The organism is Nostoc paludosum FACHB-159 (genome assembly GCF_014698835.1).
GTDB classification, from domain to species: domain Bacteria; phylum Cyanobacteriota; class Cyanobacteriia; order Cyanobacteriales; family Nostocaceae; genus Nostoc; species Nostoc paludosum.
Window position 1 is genome coordinate 484,136 of sequence record NZ_JACJTU010000001.1, and the last position, 18,670, is coordinate 502,805.

The 18,670-nt window shown below is 43.5% G+C and carries 12 protein-coding genes and 2 pseudogenes; 9 read left to right on the forward strand and 5 right to left on the reverse strand.

The window, feature by feature from the left end; all coding sequences use genetic code 11:
* Window positions 1–49 precede the first annotated feature (49 nt).
* From H6H03_RS02090 to H6H03_RS02100, 3 genes and pseudogenes are all read left to right on the forward strand, one after another.
* Window positions 50–1,642, forward strand: a complete 1,593-nt coding sequence (locus tag H6H03_RS02090) for a S8 family serine peptidase (protein ID WP_190953475.1) — start codon at window positions 50–52, stop codon at window positions 1,640–1,642.
* A gap of 378 nt (window positions 1,643–2,020) precedes the next feature.
* Window positions 2,021–3,352, forward strand: a complete 1,332-nt coding sequence (locus H6H03_RS02095; protein ID WP_190953476.1) for a serpin family protein — start codon at window positions 2,021–2,023, stop codon at window positions 3,350–3,352.
* Window positions 3,353–3,373: 21 nt separating this feature from the next.
* Window positions 3,374–3,760: pseudogene (locus tag H6H03_RS02100) on the forward strand (four helix bundle protein).
* A gap of 39 nt (window positions 3,761–3,799) precedes the next feature.
* On the opposite strand, the gene H6H03_RS02105 reads toward H6H03_RS02100, so the two are convergent.
* The gene (locus tag H6H03_RS02105; RefSeq protein WP_190953477.1) at window positions 3,800–4,975 is read right to left on the reverse strand and encodes an AI-2E family transporter; all 1,176 of its coding nucleotides are present in this window, start codon (window positions 4,973–4,975) and stop codon (window positions 3,800–3,802) included.
* Window positions 4,976–5,255: 280 nt separating this feature from the next.
* Here H6H03_RS02105 and H6H03_RS02110 point away from each other — a divergent pair, with 280 nt between their 5' ends.
* The gene (locus tag H6H03_RS02110; RefSeq protein ID WP_190953561.1) at window positions 5,256–5,618 is read left to right on the forward strand and encodes a hypothetical protein; all 363 of its coding nucleotides are present in this window, start codon (window positions 5,256–5,258) and stop codon (window positions 5,616–5,618) included.
* A gap of 286 nt (window positions 5,619–5,904) precedes the next feature.
* The gene (locus H6H03_RS02115) at window positions 5,905–7,323 is read left to right on the forward strand and encodes an LCP family protein (RefSeq protein WP_190953478.1); all 1,419 of its coding nucleotides are present in this window, start codon (window positions 5,905–5,907) and stop codon (window positions 7,321–7,323) included.
* 27 nt (window positions 7,324–7,350) lie between these two features.
* Here the strand turns inward: H6H03_RS02115 and H6H03_RS02120 are convergent, their stop codons facing one another.
* The 4 genes from H6H03_RS02120 to H6H03_RS02135 all read right to left on the reverse strand — a co-directional run bounded on the left by H6H03_RS02120 (window position 7,351) and on the right by H6H03_RS02135 (window position 11,970).
* Window positions 7,351–8,394, reverse strand: a complete 1,044-nt coding sequence (locus H6H03_RS02120) for an anthranilate phosphoribosyltransferase family protein (protein ID WP_190953479.1) — start codon at window positions 8,392–8,394, stop codon at window positions 7,351–7,353.
* 279 nt (window positions 8,395–8,673) lie between these two features.
* On the reverse strand, window positions 8,674–9,621 hold the full coding sequence (locus H6H03_RS02125; RefSeq protein WP_190953480.1) for a LysR family transcriptional regulator: 948 nt from the start codon (window positions 9,619–9,621) through the stop codon (window positions 8,674–8,676).
* A 451-nt stretch (window positions 9,622–10,072) separates the two neighbouring features.
* Window positions 10,073–11,374, reverse strand: coding sequence for a HEAT repeat domain-containing protein (locus tag H6H03_RS02130; protein ID WP_190953562.1), 1,302 nt, complete (start codon window positions 11,372–11,374; stop codon window positions 10,073–10,075).
* 182 nt (window positions 11,375–11,556) lie between these two features.
* Window positions 11,557–11,970: a QcrA and Rieske domain-containing protein gene (locus tag H6H03_RS02135; RefSeq protein WP_190953481.1), complete on the reverse strand. Its 414-nt coding sequence runs from the start codon at window positions 11,968–11,970 to the stop codon at window positions 11,557–11,559.
* Window positions 11,971–12,460: 490 nt separating this feature from the next.
* Between H6H03_RS02135 and H6H03_RS02140 the strand changes: the two genes are divergently transcribed.
* From H6H03_RS02140 to H6H03_RS02155, 4 genes and pseudogenes are all read left to right on the forward strand, one after another.
* On the forward strand, window positions 12,461–14,065 hold the full coding sequence (locus H6H03_RS02140) for a ferredoxin--nitrite reductase (RefSeq protein ID WP_190953482.1): 1,605 nt from the start codon (window positions 12,461–12,463) through the stop codon (window positions 14,063–14,065).
* A gap of 212 nt (window positions 14,066–14,277) precedes the next feature.
* Window positions 14,278–14,382: pseudogene (locus tag H6H03_RS40045) on the forward strand (ABC transporter ATP-binding protein); the annotation flags it as partial.
* A 110-nt stretch (window positions 14,383–14,492) separates the two neighbouring features.
* On the forward strand, window positions 14,493–15,986 hold the full coding sequence (locus H6H03_RS02150; protein ID WP_190953563.1) for a NarK family nitrate/nitrite MFS transporter: 1,494 nt from the start codon (window positions 14,493–14,495) through the stop codon (window positions 15,984–15,986).
* Window positions 15,987–16,121: 135 nt separating this feature from the next.
* Window positions 16,122–18,425 (forward strand): molybdopterin oxidoreductase family protein, encoded by a 2,304-nt coding sequence (locus tag H6H03_RS02155; RefSeq protein ID WP_190953483.1) that lies wholly within the window; start codon window positions 16,122–16,124, stop codon window positions 18,423–18,425.
* Window positions 18,426–18,670 lie beyond the last annotated feature (245 nt).

An 18,670-nucleotide genomic window follows, 5' to 3' on the forward strand; every position in this document is an offset into this window, starting at 1 on the left:
AACAATAATAACTCCTAACTCTTGACCAATGACTAATGACTAATAACTAATGACTAAAAAACTAACTTGGATAATTTGGGGATTGAGTGCTTCGTGTCTGAGTGCGCCAGTAATTGCTTCAGTTTTAGAGTCTCCTTTGGGAACTAACGGCATTGACGCTCTCAAGTTACATCAAAGTCCTTATAATTTAATCGGTCGCAAGATTGCTATTGGTCAAGTAGAAATCGGTCGGCCGGGAATGTTTGGCTGGGATAAGGCGGTGTCTAAAAACCGCGCCATATCGTTAGCTGCGGTGTTCTTACGCAATGGGCCAGCTAAGTCTAATAGCGGTGTTGACCCCCATGCTTACAATGTTGCTGGTGTGATGGTGAGTCGAGACAAAGGCATACCAGGAGTTGCTCCGGGAGCGCGACTTTACTCGTCTGCTGTCGGTTCAACTAAAAATATGGGTCAGCCAGAAGAATGCTTATCAGCACAGCATGTAGCGCTGCAAAATAGTGGCGATGTCCGTGCGATTAACTTTAGTTTTGGCGAACCTCTGAGCCGCGATCCTCGGCCGCAGGCGACTCTAGACGGCAATGCTTTGTTAACTTTATGTGTTGACTGGTCTGGTCGCGTTCATGATGTTTTGTATGCGATCGCTGGCAACCAAGGAAAGGGCGGTATTCCCATTCCTACAGATAATTTTAACGGAATCAACGTAGCTTTTTCATCCCGCAGGGGGGGAGTTTTTAATAAAGTAGATGTTGCTAATCTGGCTGGTGTAAATCAAGGAGCAACTGGGCGGCTAGCTGGGAGGGAGTTTAATATTGGTGGGCGTCGCGCTATCAGTTTAGTTGCTCCTGGTAATAACATCAATTTACTTAATCCAGATGGCAAGTTGAACAAGGTTACGGGGACAAGTTTTGCAGCACCTCAGGTTACTGCTAGTGTTGCTTTGTTGCAGGAACTTGGTGACCGACAGTTGCGAACAAAACAACCTCATTGGAGTACAGATTCTCGGCGTCATCAAGTGATGAAAGCTGTATTGCTCAATTCAGCAGACAAAATCCAAGATAGGGGCGATGGTTTGCGTTTGGGAATGACTCGGACATTAATTGATAAGCAAAATCAAGATTGGCTGGCTTCTGAAGCTTACAAAGATCCAAAAATTCCTTTGGATGCCCAAATGGGAGCAGGTCATTTGAATGTTTTTCGCGCTTATCAGCAATTTAACGCTGGTCAATGGCAGCCATCAGCCGCAATACCCTCTATTGGTTGGGATTATCGCACAATCGATGTTGGCGGTTCTGTTGATTATCCCTTAGCCAAACCCTTAAAACAGGGTAGTTTTGTAGCGATTACTCTGAGTTGGGATCGATTGGTAGAACTCAATGATAGCAATAAGAATCAGCAGTATGATGTGGGTGAAAATTTTCGCGATCGTGGCTTGAATAACCTCGACCTCTACCTAGTAAAAGCTGATGCCCAAAAAGATAGCAGTGTTGTTTGTTCTTCAATCAGTCAAATTGATAGTGTAGAACATATTTTTTGCCCGGTTGCTGCTACTGGAAATTACAAAATCCGCGTCCAGTTTCGTCAAAAATTAAATGAAGCAACTCAACCTTATGCTTTAGCTTGGTGGAGTGTGCCCATTAATTGAAGTAGCAACCCATAACTACACATAAAATTTAGGCAATAGGGAATAGTCAAAAGCTATTGTCCATTGCCTTTGTGTAAATAATTCTGCGGAATTACTTATTTTATAATTGCGTAGTCTACTATACGTTTATAGATAACTGGGCAATTTTCTAAAAATCGAAATTTTTGATAACTCCTTTGTACAAACGCCTGGAACAGCAATTGGGAATTCCCAACCCTAAAACTTGTGTTTAATTCCTCTGAGCCTAATTGTTTGCTGTTACAAAAACTGTAACAGTGCCATTCTTCTATTACAGCAGGTGCAATAGTTAATCATTGACACGGTTTTGCGTCAACCCTGAGACACAGATTAACAATCTTTGGCAAGTGAGGTAGCAGAATGAATCGGCAAAAATTTACTGGTGTGAAAGAAAATTTTCTGCAAAGACGTTACGGGGTTAGTCTTGGCAGACGTTATGTTTTGGCTGCTGCAAGTGTTGTTCTCTTCAGTGTATTAGGGTGTTCTCAGGTCGATAGTAATAAAAGTGCCCTTGCTCAATCTAGTTTACCCCAGCCAGAAACTCCATTGGAAAAAAAAACAGTCAATACTGATACTAAAATTGTTCAATCTAATAATAAGTTTGGCTTCAAGCTTTTTTCCGAAGTTAACAAAAGTGATGGTAGAGAAAAAAACGTTTTTATCTCACCTTCGAGTGTAGCGATCGCCCTAGCAATGACATACAATGGCGCTAGCGGTTCGACTCAACAAGCAATGGCAAAAACCCTGGAATTACAGGGGATGAATCTGTCAGAAATTAACTCTGCATACGCAGCAATATTAAAGCAGCTTTTAGAGAATCCTGATGCCAAAGTGCAACTGAAGATTGCTAACTCACTTTGGGCAAATCAAGAGGTAAAATTTCAGCCAGACTTTCTCCAAAGAACAGAGAATTTTTATCAAGCCAAGGTCAGCAATTTAAACTTTCAAGATCCTACAGCCACCACTACCATAAACGATTGGGTAAAAGCTAATACTGCTGGCAAAATCGATAAAATAGTCCAAAAAATCGAACCGGATCAAGTGTTGTTTTTGATTAATGCCATATATTTTAAAGGTAATTGGACAAATGAATTTGATAAAAATCAAACAAATGAACAACCGTTTTACATCACATCTGGCAGACAAAAACCACACCCCATGATGTCACAAGAGGGTGATTACAGGTATTATGAAAACGAACAATTTCAGGCAGTGAGTTTACCTTATGGCAAAGATGGTAAACTCAGTTTTTATATCTTCTTGCCCAAACAAAACTCTAACCTCAAAGCCTTCTCTCAAAACTTGAATGTTGAGAACTGGGAAAAATGGATGACTCAGTTCAACAAACAAAAAGGGTTTATTCGTTTACCCCGCTTCAAAACCGAATACGATGTTACACTTAATAATACTTTGAAAGCTTTGGGTATGGAAGAAGCTTTCAGCAACAAAGCTAATTTTTCCGGCATGGGTAAAAATTTTGCCATTAGCCAAGTTAAGCATAAAACTTTTTTGGAAGTGAATGAAGAAGGCACCCAAGCAGCTGCGGCTACTTCTGTAGGAATAGTAGCAACCTCTTTAAGACAAGAGCCAGAACCATTCCGCATGATTGTCGATCGCCCCTTCTTTTGTGCTATTAGGGATAATCAAACGGGAAGCGTTTTGTTTATGGGTTCAATTGTTGAACCACAGTGAAAAGGACAAGGGGACAAAGAAATGGGAAAAGAATCTATCAAGACTCATGAAGATTTAGCGGTTTATCAACTGGCGTTCTCCGCAGCAATGGAAATCTTTGAAATATCGAAAAAATTTCCTGTTGAGGAGCGATATTCCTTAACTGACCAAATTCGACGCTCATCTCGCTCTGTGTGTGCTAACTTAGCATAGGCCTGGCGCAAGCGAAGATGTGAGGCAGCCTTTGTTGCTAAACTCAATGATTGTGAGGCAGAGGCAGCAGAAACTCAAGTATGGCTGAAGTTTGCGGTTAAATGTAACTATTTAGATTTCAAGCAAGGCCGAGAATTATATGGACTGTATAACCGAGTCTTAAGAGGGTTGGTGAGTACGATCAACAACCCTTCTGTTTGCGTGATTCGGGAATAAAGAATACTCCCCTTGTCACCTTGTCCCCTTATCCTCTTACTAGGGTAATGTTGCTTCCGAAATGCTGAGAGTCTTTTTGGCATCAGCTTCTGGGGGTTCGTTTGGTGCAACCGACCCAGTTATTTCTCCTGTAGTACCTTCCTCAATTTCACTAGTGAACCCTCCAAGACGTACTGCATTTAAAATGGTCTTGATTACAACGGCTGTGGGTACTGCGACAATTACACCTAAAAGCCCGCCAATTCTTGCTCCTGTTAAGACTGAAATTAAAATCCAAACTGGGTTTAAACCAGTAAAGCTACCTAAAATTCGGGGAGCAATTAGATTTTCCAGAATTTGTTGTACTATCACCGCTGCTATCAAAACTTTCACACCCATTGAAAAATCTTGCAGCGCTACCAATAGTGTAGTTAGAGCGATGCCCACAGAACCACCAAATGGCACGAGAGCCATAATGCCAATAGTTAGGCCAAACAGCAGTCCAAATGGGACTTTCAGCCACAAAAAACTTGGAATTAGGGCTGAAGCCATACAGGTAGATAAAATTAGCTGGGTGATGAAGAAATTCTGGAAGCTCAAGCGCACGGTTTTGGAAAACGGATCTCGAAATCTAGCAGGTAGCCATTCCACTAGACTTTGCCAAAGTTCGCCTCCATGCTGTAAAAGATAGAAAGTCAAAACCATCGTCAAGAGAAAATCTAGCAGACTGGTGAATGTGACTACAGCCAGATTTAAAACTTGTCCAGCGATCGCTTGCAATTGTCCTTTAACGCGATCGTTGATTTGCACTACCAAAGCATCAAGGTTGATGGGTAAGCCGAAAATCTCAGCTTTTTCGTTAAGAATCATTAGCTGAGAGCGTCCAGAGTCAATTAACTCCGGCAAGCGAGCCACTAATTGCTGAGCTTGGGTGAGGGCTAGAGGAAAAAGTGTCACACCCAAGGCCAATAAAATCGATAAAGCCAGGAGAAATACAAGAATAGCAACTTGCTCTCGCCTGGCACCATGATGCTCCATCCAGCTTACGGGGTAGTTGAGCAGAAATGCTAGTACCGAGGCTCCGACTAAAATGACTATGAGAGAATGGAAATAATTAAAAAATACCGAAATTGCCCAACCATTGAGAACTAGCAGCGGAACGAATAACGCGATCGTCGTGATTCGCGCCATTGGTGTAAATGTCTGCCACCAGTCGAGTAGCTTACGTGTCTGCATTTTCAGCTGATTGCGGAATAGAACAAGATTAAATCTTTCTTTACAGTCTATTATCTCTAACTATACGAGTCTTATTCATCCTTCTAGTTTAGGAGTTAGACTAAGCCCAATGGAAAATTATCAACAAAATGAGACTGAGGAGTGGGGAATGGGGGATGGGGACTGGGGACTAGGGACTGGGGGAGATGAGGAGACAAACACAGATGCGGGAGTGTGGGGAGAGAGGGGGGAAAGATTTCTTCCCCACCCTCCCACACCTCCCACACTTCCGGCTTGCCCAATGCCCGATGCCCAATCCCCAATGCCCAAAACACAGTTACTTTTATATTTAATTCCGATTATCGGTTTTTTCCCATCTCTGTGGACTCTCTATCGCCGCCACGGTAGTCGGGAACAACTCGCTATTAGTCGTCTGTCTATTACTTTGGCACTTACTTGGCTGTTGGGATATTCATTATTGGCTACCGGAGCAGCAACTTCGGATTTTTTTACAATACGTTTATTTATCCTTAATAGCTTTCTCACATCAGGTTATTTTTTAGTGAGTGTTTGGTTGATTTTCCGTGTAGTACAGGGCAAATCGGGGCGTTTACCAGGGTTTACTACTTTAGCGGAACGGGTGGTTGGAAAGTACTTATCTTAATTTTTTCGGATGAAAATTAACAGTATTTTTACTGATATTGGAAAAAATTACAATTGATTTCTTCATACTATCTAGTCAAATCCAGTTTATTATTGCCATACTTCAGTAAAACATCTCCAGATTTACCCAAAAGAAGGAAAAATCCTGCTATAAGTGTTGTGGTTGACACTAGATTAAAAAAGTTAGCACTAATAATTAAGAGTTAGGTATTATGGGTTGATTTGTATGCATATTTTTAGTCTGCAAATTTACCGAATTTGATTAGTGAGTAAGTGTGAGGAAGTCTGTGACCATTCAAAGAAGTTCGGCAGAAGAAAACCAATCGGGAAAAGCCTCAAAGTCCATTAAAAAAATTTCCCACAGCTCGAAATCCGGACGTTGGGTCTGGTTTTGGGTGGGTATGAGTGGGATTGCAATGGTATCGGCAACAGCGGGGGCATTGTTGGCGGTGTCTTTGACTAGTACACCTTTGCAGCAAGCCCAGCTAAGCCCAAAAGATGAAGCGGTGTTTGATAGCGATCGCATCTCCGGAGGTGTGCTGCGATTTTCAGAATTAACTCGCCCGGTTAATCTGTTAGTTATGGGTATGAGCGTACTACCGCCAGATATCCAAAACCCCCCTCACGAAACTAAAAATCTTAAATATCTGCCGCAAGTCAACTCGTTTGATGGTCTTTCCGATGTGATGCTCTTGGTCAAATTCGATCCAGAGACAAAAAAAATAGTTATGCTCTCCATTCCCAGAGATACTCGCACAGAAATAGAAGGGTATGGAGTCAAAAAAATTAATGCTGCCAATGTTGACGGCGGCCCAGCTTTGACTGCTAAAACTGTCAGCAATCTCTTGGGTGGCGTAGGAATCGATCGCTATGTGCGAATTAACGTTTTGGGAGTTGGCAAGCTGATTGATGCTTTAGGTGGCGTGACAGTCTACGTCCCCAAAGATATGAAATATCAAGATGATTCTCAGCACTTGTACATCAATTTGAAAGCGGGTAAGCAGCATCTCAATGGCGATCAGGTACTACAATTGTTACGTTTTCGCCATGATGAACTCGGAGATATTGGTCGGATTCAGCGGCAACAAATGGTTATGCGTGCTTTGATGGATCAGACTCTCAACCCCGCTACTGTGGCTCAATTGCCTAAAGTTCTTGATGTCGTTAAAGAACACATTGACACTAACTTGACGGTTGAGGAATTAGTAGCACTATTAGGTTTTGGAGTCCGGACAAATCGCTCCAACATGCAAATGCTAATGCTACCAGGTCGATTTAGCGAGAAGAATGAGTTTGAGGCTAGCTATTGGTTACCTAGCAAAAATGGTATTGCCAAACTCATGGCTCAACACTTTGGTCTGGAATCTGAAGAAGAACAGCAGACGACTGACCCACGTTCTTTACGTGTAGCAATTCAAGATAGTACAGGTGGCGATCGCTCTAATCTCCAACCATTAATCACAGCCTTGGAAAAATCTGGTTATCGCAATATATTTATAGCTAAGGCATGGGGCGAACCTCTAGAGGTAACTCACATCGTTGCCCAACAAGGAGATGGTGACAGTGCCGAATCAATTCGCAACAGTTTGGGATTCGGAGAAGTGCGTGTGGAAAGCACTGGCAACCTTGGCTCGGATATCAGTATTCAAGTCGGTCAAGATTGGTTACAACAAAAATCTATTTTGGAGAAGTCGCTCACACCCTAAAGGGTATGGCCGCAGCTGACACTGAATTTACTGCAAGGCTTGTAGTTCTTCGAGTTTAGCTGCTACCACACCACTGGTTAATAATTCTTCTGCTTTAGCTAAAGCCTCTGGCATATTTGGGCAAATTCCACTCCGCCACAGGTAAAATCCGCCATTCCATAGGGCGGTTTGCATTAATTCCCCTGGTTTACCTGCCAAAACATCTCGAATATCCGCCACCAGTTCTTCAGTAGTTCCAAGGGGTACGTTTTTGGTAGTAAAACCATGATCGCGCGGTACTAGGTGCAATCGTTCTATCTCTTGGGATGTTACCGATGCAGATAAGCCAATGATTGCAGTGCGATCGCGTGGTAAGTCACAACTACCTTCTAATCCCTTCACAAATGTAAATTTTGTTACCCCCCGCAATCCTAAGGCTATCTGAAACATGCCTTCAGTTGGTGGATGGACAAACCCGGCAATTACGTGAGCATCTCCGGCATAAGGACACCAAATTAACTCCATTGTTGCTAAGGGCGGACGTTTGCCAAGTTGGTCGCGGTACTCCCAAATACTTGTAGTTAAGGGAAAATGCTGAGGTAGATAAATAAAGCCGATTCCCGTTTGTGCAAATACTTGCTGGGTTTTTGCTAGGGGTAGGGCAGTCCAATCGACTCCTAAACCCTGCCAAATATCTATCAGAGGTAAACCGTACTTAGTTGGCAGGCGATCGCCACCGTGCATTACCACTGGTTGTCCAGCCGCCGCGAGTAGTAGAGCTGTCACCGGAATAATTGGTGCAGTGCGGGTTCTGCCATCGTAAGGGATGCCCAAAACCATCGCTGGTCGCTCAGAAACGATTGGTTGCAGTTTTGGGCCGAGTTCATCATAAGCATCCAACATTCCCGCTAACTCTTCCCCGGTGGGACGCTTGATTCGATGAGCAATCAAAAACGCTCCAATTTGTGCAGGTGTAGCTTCACCCAGCAGCATCATTTTAGTAGCGGTGGCTGCTTGGGCACGAGTTAAATTTTCCCCTGTGTGGTTACCGCTACCTACTTTCTGCACGAATTCCCTAAATATGTTGGTCATTAATCATTAGTCCTTAGTTATTAGTCATTAGTCATTAGTCATTAGTCCTTTGTTAGTTAACAATAACTAATAACCAATGCCCCATACTTCTCTACGAGAGGCTGTGCCAACGACTACGCTCAGGACAAGCTCAGTACAAGTGCCCAATGCCCCATACTTCTCTACGAGAGGCTGCGCCAACGGCTAGGCTCAGTACAAGTGCCCAATGCCCAATGCCCCATGCCCAATGCCCAATGCCCAATGCCCAATGCCCAATGCCCCATGCCCCATGCCCAATTATTATGAAGCCGATCGCTGCCGGTCAATTTGTAATGGGATATTCTCTAGTACAAGTTGCCAAAAGTGCTTGATGGGGGGAATTTGCAGACGGTCACCAGTTGTAACCATTACTACGCGGCGAGTCAAAGTAGAATTATCTGGTAAACTACCAGTACTATTACTGGCTAAGGAACGAATGGCTAGGGTAGGGTCTTGGCGTGCTTCTACTAATGCTGATTGAGGTAGTAAAGCTATCAGTTCGCCTTGGCGCACGACTCCCCGGAAGGCATCTAGGGTATTGACCTCTAAAGCTGCCTGTAGTGGAGCCTCCATACGCTCAAATCTATCTTGTACTAAACGCTGCATCCCATAACCATCTTTAAAAACGACTTGGGGATAACGAATTAACTCTGACCAAGGGACGAATTCATATTGGGCTAGGGGATGATTGGCTGCGGTTAGAACTTCTATAGGTTCATCATAAAGTACTTCTACTACCATTTCTCTACCAGTGGTCAGAAAGCGATTATTCATCACAATTGCTAAATCTACCAATCCATCCTTAAGGACTTTCAGGGCGCGATCGCTTCCCAATGAAGTCACCCGCAATTGCACTTCTGGATAATCATGGCAAAATTTTTGTAACACTGGTGGTAAGTAAGAACCGCAGAGTGAGTGAATCGCGGCAATGCAAAGTTCTGGCTGCTTTCCGGCTATTAAATCGGCTAATTCTTCTGTAGCGGTCTGCCATTCTTGGCAAATTTTGCGGACACGAGGTAGCAAACGTTCACCCGCCAGCGTTAGCTTGGCATGACTAGTTCTGTGAAATAGTTCTATCCCCAAATCTGCTTCTAATGCTTGGATTTGGCGGCTAATCGTTGATTGCGTGACACCACATGTTCGCGCTGCTTGTTGAAAGCTGCCGGTTTGGGCGATCGCTAGAAAGGCTTGCAACTGCTCTAGGCGCATTTTTATGTAGCCTGCATTACATTTATCGGTTTCATTAAGTTAACGGTTTTTTCACCAGAGTTTAGTAGAGTTTGTTACAGGTCTTTCGATCGGATTTACATTTGCCTAAATCAGAATTTCCTGCCTTCGTGGTCAATTATCCGCTTTGCACCGACTTTTTCGGCAAATATCGCCAAAAAAGACTTAACTATTTTCTGCTGAAATATATAAATTTTTAGATAAGATTTTTAATTCATCACATTATAAAAAGGCGTCGGGAAAACCCAATTTTTCTAGACATGTGAGTTGACTGTTGACTGCTAACCGTCAACAGTCATCAGCTATAACTCAGAGACTAACATGTCATACTCTGTATGTGAACCAACACAAAACCAAATGGCTGTATTACCTTCTAATGCTTTTCTCAAAGCTAGTATTCACTCCCCTGGTTCCTCATCCTCTTTCAGAAAATTTACCACTCTGCCAGAGCGATCGCGATTCCTTGTTGCAAATCTGGTATAAGTGCAGCGTTATTTGCTAACTGCTGCAATTTTTGATATGCAGCTTGTTTATCAAGATTTTTCAGTGCAGCGATGGCATGTAGTCTCACCGATGTATGAGAATCAGCTAGCAGCGAAATTAATGGTTCAATTGCGTGGGTTTTGCCTAACTGTCCTAAAGATAAAGCGATCGCACTTTTGATATTGAGAATTTTTGTAGCTGGATGTTGCGATCGCAATACTTCTAGTAAAATCTCTGCTGCTAGTGTTGTTAACTGCGGCTTTTGCATTTGCCCTAAAACTGTGACAATTTCTTGCCACACTGTTTCTGATGTGCTTTGCTCAAATACTGTTTGTAAATATTCCAAACTCGATGGTGTCCCCATCCAACTTAAAGCGCGGATAGTTTCTAATTGCAGCGTTATCGGTGTCTGGGGTGAAATTAGCAAATCAAACAAGTGTTTGACAGCCTCATCACAATCCATACGAGAAAGAGTAACGACTGCTGCACAACAAACATCAAGATTAATGTCATAAAGCTTTGGTTGTAGTCTCGTCACTAAATCGAAGGCTTGGCGCAAGTTGGGGCGAAAACCTAAACCAACCACTGCTTTCCGTCTAACTGTGGCGGCTACATCATCCAAAGCGTTTAACAAAACTGGTGGTACGCGTTCATCATCAAAGTTAGTCAGGGCTTCAATTGCAGCGGTGCGAATTGCGGGTTGTGGGTCTTGGACTACACTCAACAGTGGTGCAATGGTTTCTGTTTGCGGAATACAACAAAGCGATCGCACCGCCAAAAGTCGTGTATCTTCATCTACTAGAAGTTCTGTGAGCGAAGTAATAGCAACAGTACCCATTTGTCCTAGTGCTGTAGCTGCGATCGCTTTAAGTTCTTCATCCTCATCATTTTTCAATAATTCTACTAAAGATGTGATGGCATCTGGGTGCTTAAATTCGCCTAAAGTCCGCGCTGCATACCAACGTAATTCTTCGTCTGCGTCTTCATCTTTTAAGATTTCAATAAGTGGTGGGATGGCAATATTTCCCAAGTTAGTTAATACCTTGGTAATTTCCCAGCGTTGCTGAAAATCCCCCATCTCTAACATTGAAAGTGCTAATGAGAGCAGATATTCTCGATTTTTAACTATCTCTGGATGTTCAGAATCTGCCCCTAAAATTAGTTGTTGTAAATATTGAATTAGTGATGACCAATCAGCTGCATCATGGGCAGTCTGGGCTTGCACCAAAAGCTGGTTGATGTTGTTCACGATTCTAAAAGTGAATGGGGACTGGGTACTGGGGACTGGGGACTTGGGAGATGGCGAGGTAGGGGGAGCAGAGGGAAGAATAATAACTCTTCACAGGAGGCGGAGGGAGCATCTCAAGCTCAGCTTAAGAGTCAACAGTTAACAGTCAACACTCATCACTTCCAGTCCCCAATCCCCAATCGCTTTTAGCCTAGTTTAACTACGACTGAATCACCCTCAATTTTTGCCGCAAAGGTTTTCAGCCCTTCTTTTGCTGGGCCTCTTTTTACTGTACCGTCAAGGGCGTATTCTGAACCGTGACAGGGACAGACGAATTTTTTGGTGTCAGTTTTCCATCCCACGGTACAACCTGCATGAGTACAGGTAAGGCTAACAGCCGTCAAACTTCCAGACTTAGATGTGCCGACTATCAACACAGGCCCAACAGGTGACTCTTTCGCCAGCAATTGACCTGTTTTATCTAATTCTGCCGATGGGCCTACCGATACCCAGTCTTCTAATCCTATATTTTTCACGGAAGAACAAGCTGCGATCGCCACAGGTAAAGAACTCGCTATCCAACCCAAACCTACCCAATTAATAAAATCACGACGTTTCATAGTTCTTTGACAAGAATTGTGACAGATCGTCAAATAGGATTGCTACATAGTAATTGAAAATCCCTTCAGTCATCTCAAATACCTTTGATGTAAGCACTTTGGGCTACTTAGATCTAAATTTGATGTAAAAAATGCATAGTTCTCATACATTTTCTGCAATTTTACTAAAAAACCGTAACAATTTATACGATTTTAACAGAAATCTGACCTTAACTTATGAGTATCGAAATTGTTACATGAACAGTAGCCAAAACTCCTTGACGAATTCCCAAAATGTAAATTACGACAAATTTTCCTCAACAAACCACGGATTTGAAGTTTCGCGTTGGAATTTTCGGAAGTATAAATAATCAGCCGTAATCGCATATCTAAGTTTTTCATCTCTAATCCTCGTAGATACACCACCTGATGGGACTACGGGTTGATTGATATCGGGTAATAACTACAAGTTTTGACGTTTACTTAGTAACTTGCAACGAGAGTCAGCCTCATGACAGACACAGCAACTACCACCGCCAACCTGAATAAGTTCGAGAAATTCAAGGCTCAAAAAGATGGACTCGCCATTAAGAGTGAAATTGAAAAATTTGCCGCCTTGGGTTGGGAAGCAATGGACGAAACAGACCGAGATCATCGACTCAAATGGGTGGGTGTATTTTTTCGTCCAGTCACTCCAGGTAAGTTTATGATGCGGTTGCGGATGCCTAACGGTATTCTCACCAGCACTCAGATGCGTGTTTTAGCCCAAGTAGTGCAGCGTTACGGTGATGAGGGTAGCGCTGACATTACTACAAGACAGAATATTCAATTGCGAGGCATCAGAATTGGAGATTTACCAGATATTTTTGATAGATTTCACGCAGTTGGCTTAACCAGCGTCCAGTCGGGGATGGATAACGTCCGCAATATCACAGGCGATCCCGTGGCGGGGTTAGATGCAGATGAGTTGTACGACACGCGAGAGTTAGTACAGCAAATTCAAGATATGCTCACCAACAAAGGCGAAGGCAACCCAGAGTTTAGCAATTTACCACGGAAGTTTAACATTGCGATCGCTGGTGGCAGAGACAATTCAGTTCACGCCGAAATTAATGATTTGGCATTCGTGCCGGCATTTAAAGAGGGGACTGGGGACTGGGGACTAGGGACTGGGGAAAATTCTTCCCAATCCCCAATATTTGGTTTCAACATCCTCGTCGGTGGGTTTTTCTCTGCCAAACGCTGTGAGGCGGCGATTCCGCTGAATGCTTGGGTGGCTCCGGAAGATGTGGTAGCTGTGTGTAGAGCCGTTTTAGAAGTTTTTCGCGATTGCGGACCGCGTGCTAATCGGCAAAAATCCCGTCTGATGTGGCTAATTGATGAATGGGGTTTAGAAAAGTTTCGCCAACAAGTAGAAAATCGCTTGGGTAAATCATTGTTACTCGCAGCCCCAAAAGACGAAATTGACTGGGAAAAACGCGACCACATCGGAGTATATAAACAAAAACAACCAGGATTAAATTATGTAGGCTTGCACATTCCTGTAGGTCGATTGTATGCCGATGATATGTTTGAAATTGCTCGTCTAGCAGAAGTTTACGGTAGTGGCGAAATCCGGTTAACAGTCGAGCAAAACATTGTGATCCCCAACGTTGCAGAATCGAGATTAGCCACGTTTTTAGCAGAACCTTTGCTAGAGAGATTTTCGATTAATCCAGGTTTATTAACGCGATCGCTAGTATCTTGCACAGGCGCACAATTTTGCAACTTTGCCCTCATCGAAACCAAAAACCGCGCCCTAGCAATGATTAAAGCCTTAGAAGAAGATTTAATCTTCCCCCATCCCGTGCGAATTCACTGGACTGGTTGCCCTAATTCGTGCGGACAGCCTCAAGTTGCAGACATCGGCTTAATGGGAACTAAAACCCGCAAAAATGGCAAAACCCTCGAAGGCGTTGACATATATATGGGTGGCAAAGTTGGCAAAGATGCCCATCTGGGAAGTTGCATTATCAAAGGCATACCCTGTGAAGATTTACAGCCAATATTGCAAGATTTACTCATCAAAAACTTTGGAGCAAAACTCAAACAAGAAGCTTTAGTAGTTGGTAGTTAGTACAGACGCGATTAACCCTTGTCTGTACAAGATTGGGGAGTGGGGAGGCACGGAAAGAAATAACTAATGCCCCATACCCCAATACAGTTCAATTAAGCAATTTTTCCTTCTCTTTCTTCTCTCTGTGTCCTCTGCGCCTCTGTGGTAGCCTGCCGCAAGCCGCTGCGCGTCTATGTTCAAAAAAAGAGTCCTAGCCTTAACTGAACCGTATTTCGCGCCCCCGCAACCGTCACCGCATCATGGAACCAGAATACTACAACCTGCGGAACTACGCTTTAGACTTCCTCTATCGCCGATTTGCTCACACTGACGAATAAAAAAAATGGGCATGGGGCATTGGGCATTGGTTATGAATTATTCTTCTGTACTTCTCATACTCCCAGTCCCCAGTCCCCAGTCAGCAATCCCTACACCTTCAAGAATTAGAATGCTTAAAAATCTATTTTCATTCAGCGATCGCTATCGCATCTTACATCAAACCTGGTTTGCTTTTTTTCTCACCTTTGTCTGTTGGTTTAACTTTGCTCCCTTCGCTACAACTATTGGCAAACAATTAGATTTAGCACCAGAACAAATCAAAACTTTAGGCATCTGTAACCTGGCTTTAACAATTCCCGCACGGTTAATTATTGGGATGCTTTTAGATCGTTTTGGTCCCAGAATTACCTATTCAATGCTGCTAATATTTGCAGCTGTTCCTTGTTTGGCGACAGCGTTCGCCCAGGATTTCAATCAATTAGTCATCAGTCGTTTGTTGATGGGAATAGTTGGTTCTGGGTTTGTTGTCGGTATTCGGATGGTGGCTGAATGGTTCCAGCCGAAAGAGATGGGAATTGCCCAAGGTATTTACGGCGGGTGGGGTAACTTTGGGGCTTTTGGTGCCGAGTTTGCCTTGCCGATAATTGCAGTTTCTACAAGCTTTTTGGCTGGTGGTGCTTCTAATTGGCGATTAGCGATCGCTTCTACAGGCATCGTAGCAGCTATCTACGGCGTAATCTATTACAACAGTGTCCAAGATACGCCCACTGGGAAAATCTACAAAAAACCTAAGAAAAATGGTGCTTTAGAAGTAACCAGTATTAAAAGCTTCTGGGCGATGATTGTCTCGAATTTTGGTTTGATTTTCGCTCTCGGTTTATTAGCTTGGCGCTTAGAACAAAAGAACATTCACTTCTTAACTTTGAGCCAAATGTATCTGGCTTGGTTATTATTAGCAGGATTATTTCTTTATCAAAGTTATAAAGCTTGGCAAGTCAACCGCGAACTTTTAATGGGCAAAAAAACTTACCCACCAGCCCAACGTTTTCAATTTGGTCAAGTAGCTTTACTCGAATTTACTTACGTCACTAACTTTGGTTCAGAACTTGCTGCCGTTTCCATGTTGCCAGCATTTTTTGAGAAAACCTTTGGTTTAGAACACGTTGTTGCTGGGATGATTGCCGCTACTTATCCGTTTCTGAACTTAGTTTCTCGTCCTAGCGGTGGCTTAATTTCTGATAAATTCAGTTCCCGTAAATGGACAATGACAATTATCAGTGCAGGTATTGGTGTTGGCTACTTGATGGCGCATTTTATTAATAGTAACTGGCCGATTCCATTGGCGATCGCAGCTACAATGTTTGCCGCTTACTTTGCCCAAGCTGGCTGCGGTGCAACCTACAGCATCGTACCCTTAATTAAAAAAGAAGCCACCGGACAAATTGCCGGCAACGTCGGGGCTTACGGTAATTTTGGCGGCGTAGTTTACCTAACAATTTTTAGCTTAACTGACGCACCCACACTATTCAGCACAATGGGTTTAGCTGCCATAATCTGCGCCTTTATGTGTGCCTTCTTCCTCAAAGAGCCGAAAAATTCCTTTGCTGCTGATGAAAGTGAAATATCAGAAACGTCGCCTACTATCTTGTTAACCGAAGAATAAATATCACGCAGAGTCGCACAGACACAGAGAGTTAAGAAGAGCAATTTTCAATTCTCTACGAACACTCAATACCTCTGTTCATCTCTTCTCTGCACCTGGAGCGTCTCTGCGTGAAACTATCCATATACAACTGCCATGAGTGAATTTACCAAAACCCTCTGTCCTTACTGTGGTGTTGGTTGCGGATTAGAAGTTTCGCCCCCAGCAGAACTTGGCAAAGCAACCAATCGAGATAACCAAGGAAATCCAATTTGGCGGGTACGGGGTGATAAAGCTCATCCATCTAGTCAAGGTATGGTTTGCGTCAAAGGTGCAACCATCGCCGAATCTCTAGATAAAAATAGATTACATTACCCAATGGTGCGAGAGTCTTTAGACCAAGAGTTTCGCCGTGTTAGTTGGGATGAAGCTTTCGATCTCATCACTAAGCGTATTCAAACCGTGCGTTTCACCCAAGGCCCAGAAGCTATATGTATGTATGGTTCTGGTCAATTTCAAACCGAGGATTATTACATAGCCCAGAAATTCATGAAAGGGTGTTTGGGTACTAATAATTTTGATGCCAACTCCCGTTTATGTATGTCTAGTGCTGTGGCTGGATACATTCAAAGCTTTGGTTCAGACGGGCCTCCTTGCTGTTACGAAGACCTGGAGTTAACTGACTGTGCATTTTTAATTGGTACTAATGCAGCTGAATGTCACCCGATCGCTTTCAATAGACTGGCAAAATATCACAAAAAGAACCGCAAAGTCAAAATGATTGTCGTCGATCCCCGGCGCACGCCAACCGCAGAAGTCGCAGATTTACATTTAGCGATTCGTCCGGGTACAGATATCGACTTGTTAAACGGCATCGCTCATTTGTTGATGCGCTGGAACCACGTTGATACCATGTTCATCGAAGACTGTACCAGCAATTTTCCTGCTTATGCTGAGGTAATTCGCCACTACCCTCCAGAAGTCGTAGCTCGTGAATGTGGCATCACTATTGAAGATTTAGAAACAGCAGCTCGATATTGGAGTCAATCAAAGCGGGTATTGTCGTTGTGGTCGATGGGTGTAAATCAATCATCAGAAGGAACGGCTAAGGTGAGAACCATCATCAACCTGCATCTGATGACTGGACAAATTGGTAAACCAGGCGCCGGCCCTTTTTCTCTCACCGGTCAACCAAACGCAATGGGAGGAAGGGAAGCTGGGGGTTTAGCGCATTTATTACCGGGTTATCGGCTAGTCAAAAATCCCGAACACCGCGCAGAAATTGAAGAGTTTTGGGGACTCAACCCTGGACAAATTTCGCCCCATCCCGGTTTGACTGCTTGGGACATGATTACTGGGCTAGAAAATAATGCTGTAGGGTTACTTTGGATTGCTGCTACAAATCCGGCTGTGAGTATGCCAGATTTAGAACGGACGAAGAAGGCTTTGTTGCGATCGCCTTTTACCATTTACCAAGACGCTTATTATCCCACAGAAACTTCTGCTTACGCTCATGTTCTGCTACCAGCAGCCCAATGGGGTGAAAAAACTGGCGTCATGACCAATTCGGAACGAACGGTGACTCTGTGTCAAGCCTTCCGCCAACCGCCAAGAGAAGCGAAGCCAGATTGGGAAATCTTTGCTGAAGTTGGACGCAGGCTCGGTTTTACTAAAGAATTTGCCTTTGCTAACTCCGCTGAAGTTTACGCGGAGTTTGCCAAACTAACTAAAAATCGCCTTTGTGAGATGACGGGTATCAGCCACGCTCAATTAAAAGCACAAGGCCCGACTCAATGGCCTCACCCAGAAAAGAGTTATGAGTTAAGAGTTAAGAGTGATGAATTAGAATCTTCTACTCCTAACTCCTCACTCCTCACTCCTAACTCCTCACTCCTCACTCCTAACTCCTCACTCCTCACTCCTAACTCCTCACTCCTCACTCCTAACTCCAAACGCCTCTACACCAACTTACGCTTCCACACCCCTGACGGACGCGCTCGATTTGGCGCGTATTACTCTAAAGGATTGGCAGAACCACCAAACCCTGATTATCCTTTTGTATTAACTACCGGACGACTTTACGGCCATTGGCACACCCAGACGCGCACCGGACGGATTGAAAAAATTTGCAAAATGCATCCCGAACCGTTTATCGAAATTCATCCCCGTGATGCTGCTCGTTTAGGTATTGTAGATAATCAGTATGTAGAAGTGCGATCGCGTCGCGGTGAAGCTAAATTTCCTGCTAAAGTAACAAAAGCGATCGCACCTGGTACAGTTTTTGTCCCCATGCACTGGGGTTACCTTTGGGCGGATAATGCCGAAGCAAACGCCCTCACCCACCCTGAATCTTGTCCCGATTCTCTGCAACCAGAATTAAAAGCCTGTGCAGTACAATTGACACCAATTTCTCTGGAAACTACAGTCAAAAATCATCAACTCCAATCCTTACAACGGTGAGATGCTAAGTGTAATACTGTTTCACTTTCAACCTGATACAAATATATTGGTATGGGCTTTACAGTTGTACGTCCCTACGGTAAATCTATAATGTATTAAGATTTTCGTGAAATGATATAACTCTTAACCATGAATCGGTAACCAGCAATAGGTAAATTAGTCAATACTCAATAGTCAATAGTTATTATTATTTTTTCTGTCTCTCAACTCTTGGCTATTACCAATTACTATATTTAAAGAGGTAA